The following is a 4,993-nucleotide window of genomic DNA, read 5'->3' as shown; positions in this document are numbered from 1 at the left end:
CAGAGCTGCAGCAGCGGCACGAACAGCACCAGAAAGAACCAGCCGCTGTAGTTGCGATCGTGCAGCCGCTTGACGCCGACGGCGATCGACGGCCAGAGCAGGACGAGGTTGACGAGATTGAGCCAGCCGAACCTCATGCCCCCCATCGCGCGCGCGAACTCGTCCGGGTTCATGCCCGGCGTCAGCTCCGCCTTGAGGAGATCCTGTTGAAGCACATAGAAGAAGCCGAGGCCGATCGCGCTGTAGAAAAGATAGAAGCCCCAATAGGCCCGGCGATTGACGCGCCCCCTGAAGGAGAAAAGGAAGGACAGGATATCCATCGAAAGCCCCATAGATGACACCGCGCCCCTCGCGGCGGGACGATCTTGGCATGGAAGGATGACGGTTGGGTGGGGAAAAGGAGCGCCGGGCGGGGCTTGACCCGGGGCGCTCCAACTGCATGCTTCAGGGGCAAAAGACGGGGCAAAACAAAGGGGACAGCGTGGGAAGCGAGAAGGCCGAGGATGCGGGCGTCGAGGCCTTCATTGCGCGCTGGTCGGCGTCGGGGGGCGCGGAGCGCGCCAATTACCAGCTCTTCCTGACCGAACTCTGCACCCTGCTCGGCCTGCCGCAGCCGGACCCGGCGCGCGAAACGAACAACCACAACGACTATGTCTTCGAGCGCTCCGTCGCCTTCAAGCATGCCGACGGCACGCAGACCTCCGGCTTCATCGACCTCTATAAGCGCGATTGCTTCGTTCTGGAGGCAAAGCAGAGCGGCAAGCGCGACGCGCTGCGCCCGAAGGGCGAGGACCAGCTCGCGCTGATTCCCGAGGATGCGACGCAGGCGAAGGCGGGCACGGCCAAACGCGGCACGCGCTCATGGGACACCTCGATGCTCAATGCGCGGCGTCAGGCGGAGGACTACGCCAAGGCGCTGCCCAAGGAACATGGCTGGCCGCCCTTCCTCGTCGTCGTCGATGTCGGCCACTGCATCGAGCTCTATGCCGATTTCGTCCGGCAGGGAAAGAACTACGCCCAGTTTCCGGATCGCCGCCATTACCGGATCATGCTGGATGACCTCAGACATGAGGTCGTGCGCGAGCGCCTGCGCCTCGCCTGGACCGATCCGCTGGCGCTCGACCCGGCGAAGAAATCGGCGGAGGTCACGCGCGACATCGCCGAGCGGCTGGCGAAGATCGCCCGCGCCCTCGAAGCGCGGAAAAACGATCCCGGCAGGGTCGCCGAATTCCTGATGCGCTGCCTCTTCACGATGTTTGCCGAAGACGTGAGGCTGCTGCCGGAAGGCGCCTTCACGAAACTCATCGAGCAGATGAAGGAGACGCCCGAGAAGTTCCGCTTCGCGCTCGAAGACCTCTGGAAGGCGATGAACACCGGCGACTATACCGGCACGATCAACGAGGTGGTCAAGCGCTTCAACGGCGGACTCTTCGCCCACCCGGAGGCGATCACGCTGGAGCCCGACGAAATCCACGAGCTTTATGTCGCCGCACGGCGCGATTGGCGCGACGTCGAGCCGGCGATCTTCGGCACGCTGCTGGAACGCGCGCTCGACAAGCGCGACCGCCACAAGCTCGGCGCGCATTACACGCCGCGCGCCTATGTCGAACGCCTCGTCGTGCCGACCATCATCGAACCCTTGAGCGACGACTGGAAAATCGTGCAGGCGGAAGCCGAGCAACTGATGCGCGAGGGCAAGCCCGAAGAGGCCCGCGCCGCCGTGCGCGGCTTCCACCAGACGCTTTGCGCGACGCGCGTGCTCGACCCTGCCTGCGGCACCGGCAACTTCCTCTATGTCTCGATGGAGCTGATGAAGCGCCTCGAAGGCGAAGTGCTCGACTATCTCGCGGCGCTGGGCGAGCAGCAATATGTGCTTGAAATGTCCGACCACACGGTCGATCCGCACCAGTTTCTCGGCCTCGAAATCAATCCTCGCGCGGTGCAGATCGCCGACCTGGTGCTCTGGATCGGCTTCATTAAATGGCAGATCAGGACGGGCGGGCAGGCGGCGATTTCCGAGCCGGTGCTGCGCGCCTTCGGCAACATCAGGGAACAGGACGCGGTGCTCGCCTATGACAAGCGCGAGCTGCTGCGCGACGAGCACGGCAAGCCCGTCACGCGCTGGGACGGCGTGACGACGAAGAAGCATCCCGTGACCGGCGAGGACGTGCCGGACGAGACGGCACGCGTCGAGCTTTACACCTATTCGAATCCGAAACCCGCCGTATGGCCCGAGACGGATTTCATTGTCGGCAATCCGCCTTTCATCGGGAATAAGCGGATGATTTCTGCTTTGGGTGAAGGGTATGTCGAGGCGCTGCGTACAGCTCACGAGAGCGTCCCCGGTTCCGTAGATTTTGTCATGTATTGGTGGGATCAATCAGCTGGTTTAGTCGGAAGAAAGAAGGTTCGGCGCTTTGGGCTGATTACGACCAATACCTTTACTCAAATTCAGAATCGGGCTGTGGCTGCGCAACACATGGCGCGCAAGACGCCTTTACACATTGTATTCGCTGTTCCCGATCATCCTTGGGTTGATGCTGTAGATGGTGCGGCGGTGCGCATAAGCATGACCGTCGGTGGCTCCGAAACACTCGGTCGTCTTTTGGAAATTTCTAAAGAGGAATGGACGGACGGGGAACCGGGCTTGACCTTTAGGGAGTCGATTGGCCAGATACGCCCGACGTTGTCAGTCGGGACGGACACTGACATCGCAACCTCACTTCGCGCGAATGCACTTCTGGCGTCAATGGGACCAGCTCTGGGTAGTCGAGGCTTTGTCGTGGACGGAGTCTTGCGGGCAAGATGGTCGCAAGAATGTTCGCGCGTGCATGAGGTCTTGCGCCCTCTGAGAAATGGTCGAGATCTTCTTTATGCCCCACGGGGCGTGTTTGCGATTGACCTTGACGACTTCGATTCTGAGGGCGCCGTCGTGAAATGGTGCTCACCAATATATCAGCACCTGTTGGAACACGTGCGCCCGGATCGAGTCGTCAATCGGGACATTAAGCTCGTGCAAAATTGGTGGAAATTTCGTCGTTCTAACGAAGTATATAGAAACGCCGTACGAGGACTGACGCGCTATATAGCGACTCCGGAAACGGCCAAGCATCGATTGTTTCAGTTTGTGACAGGGGACACCCTTTGTGAACATGGCACCATTGGGTTTGGATGGAGCGATCCTGAGGGGCTCGCCATGCTTTCTTCCAAAATTCACATTCTCTGGACGTTGGAGGTTGGGGGAACGCTTGAGGATCGACCACGCTATAACAAGACGCGTTGCTTCGACCCCTTTCCCTTCCCCGATCCCTCCGACGCGCTGAAGGCGCGCCTGCGCGATCTCGGCGAAAGGCTCGACGCTTTCCGGAAAGAGCGGCAGGCGGAGCATCCCGATCTCACCATGACGGGCATGTACAATGTGCTGGAGCGTCTGCGCGAACTCGACGCCGATCCGAAGGCCGCGCCGCTGACCGACAAGGAAAGGGCGATCCACGAGAAAGGTCTCGTCTCGGTGCTGAAGCAGTTGCATGACGAGATCGACGCCGCCACCTTCGAGGCCTATGGCTGGCCGCGCGACCTCGGCGACGAGCAGATTCTCGAACGCCTCGTCGCGCTCAACAAGGAGCGCGCGGCGGAAGAGAAGAAGGGCCATGTCCGCTGGCTCCGCCCCGACTATCAGATTCCGCGCTTTGCCAAGGGCGCGGCCAAGGCCGAGCAGGTCGAGGCCGATCTCGAAGCGCCGCTCGCCGCCGAAAAGGCGCCCGCCTGGCCCGCGAAGCTTCCCGAACAGATCAAGGCCGTTCGCGATGCGCTCGCCCATGCCGGCGCGCCGGTCTCCCCGATCGACGTTTCGAAGGCCTTCAAGGGCGGCGCGCGCCGCAAGGAAAAAGTCTCCGAACTTCTCGAAAGCCTCGCGATGCTCGGACAAGTCCAGAAAACCGGCGAGCGCTACTTCCTCGCCGACAGGGGGTAGATGAATGGCCGCAACGAAAGACATCCCGACTGTTCAGGCACTGATTCCGGCGACGGTGGTTATTCTGAAGCAGCTTGGTGGTTCGGGGTCGAACGAGGAAATCCACGATGCAGCTGCGGCGTTCTTCAACCTCTCCGAGGAACAAATCGACCTTTCGCGCAAGGAAGGTAGCACGGACACGCTGTTTGCATATCGCCTTCGCTGGGCACGCAGCTATCTGAAGAAGGTCGGGGCGGCGGACAACACTGAACGGGGTATCTGGACGCTGACGCCCAAGGGCCGGGACATGAACGCGAATGAACTGAAAGAGGTTCACCGCGTCGTGCAGTCCATGAGAACGAAGAGGGCCGAGACACCGACGATCGAGACTGAAGCGGTGGAGCCGGAAGCGGTGGAGACAGAGGCCGAAGAGCTCGATTGGAGCGAGAGACTTCTTTCGGTTCTCCTTACTCTGAAGCCGGACGCCTTCGAACGGCTTTGCCAGCGCGTTTTGCGCGAATCCGGTTTCACCAAGGTCGAAGTTACCGGCAAGAGCGGCGATGGCGGGATCGACGGCAATGGCGTGTTGCGGATGAAGCTCGTCTCGTTTCAGGTGCTCTTCCAGTGCAAGCGCTGGAAGGACACGGTCGGCTCCTCGGTCGTGCGCGATTTTCGCGGCGCGATGGTGGGGCGGGCCGACAAGGGCCTCATCATGACCACGGGCCGCTTCACCGCCGAAGCGCGCAAGGAGGCGACGCGTGACGGTGCGCCCGCCATCGACCTCGTCGACGGCGACGATCTCTGCCAGCTTCTCCGCGAGTTGAAGATCGGCGTCAGGACGAAGATCGTCGAGGAAATCGAAATCGACGAAGACGTGCTGGCCGCGATCTGATTCCCCCGTCCCCCGCCCCGCTACCGCACGAAGGCGACGAAGAGCAGGGCGAAGATGACGAGGGCGACGAGGCCGCCGGCGAGTTGCGGGGCGTGTTCCTCGAGGAAGCTCGTGGGCGCGGTCGGGAAATCATGGTCGTTGCGAAGGAT

General features: G+C 61.7%; 3 protein-coding genes. 2 read left to right on the top strand and 1 reads right to left on the bottom strand.

Features of this window, described 5'->3' with window-relative positions; translation table 11 throughout:
- Nucleotides 1-320: DUF805 domain-containing protein (locus tag VMR03_RS12955; protein WP_325405861.1), on the bottom strand; the 320-nt coding region annotated here is incomplete at its 3' end.
- A gap of 161 nt (nt 321-481) precedes the next feature.
- Here VMR03_RS12955 and VMR03_RS12950 point away from each other — a divergent pair.
- Both VMR03_RS12950 and VMR03_RS12945 read left to right on the top strand, forming a co-directional pair.
- On the top strand, nt 482-3,973 hold the full coding sequence (locus tag VMR03_RS12950) for a class I SAM-dependent DNA methyltransferase (protein WP_325405859.1): 3,492 nt from the start codon (nt 482-484) through the stop codon (nt 3,971-3,973).
- Between the two features lie 4 nt (nt 3,974-3,977).
- Nucleotides 3,978-4,844 (top strand): restriction endonuclease, encoded by an 867-nt coding sequence (locus tag VMR03_RS12945; protein ID WP_325405857.1) that lies wholly within the window; start codon nt 3,978-3,980, stop codon nt 4,842-4,844.
- The last annotated feature ends 149 nt before the right edge of the window (nt 4,845-4,993 follow it).

This window comes from Parvibaculum sp., from assembly GCF_035511255.1.
Taxonomy (GTDB): domain Bacteria; phylum Pseudomonadota; class Alphaproteobacteria; order Parvibaculales; family Parvibaculaceae; genus Parvibaculum.
This window is presented reverse-complemented; position numbering and strand designations above follow the sequence as displayed.

Excerpts from the sequence above, each read along its gene's own strand:
- VMR03_RS12945 (WP_325405857.1), top strand. The coding sequence starts at position 3,978 with ATGGCCGCAACGAAAGACATCCCGACTGTTCAGGCACTGATTCCGGCG.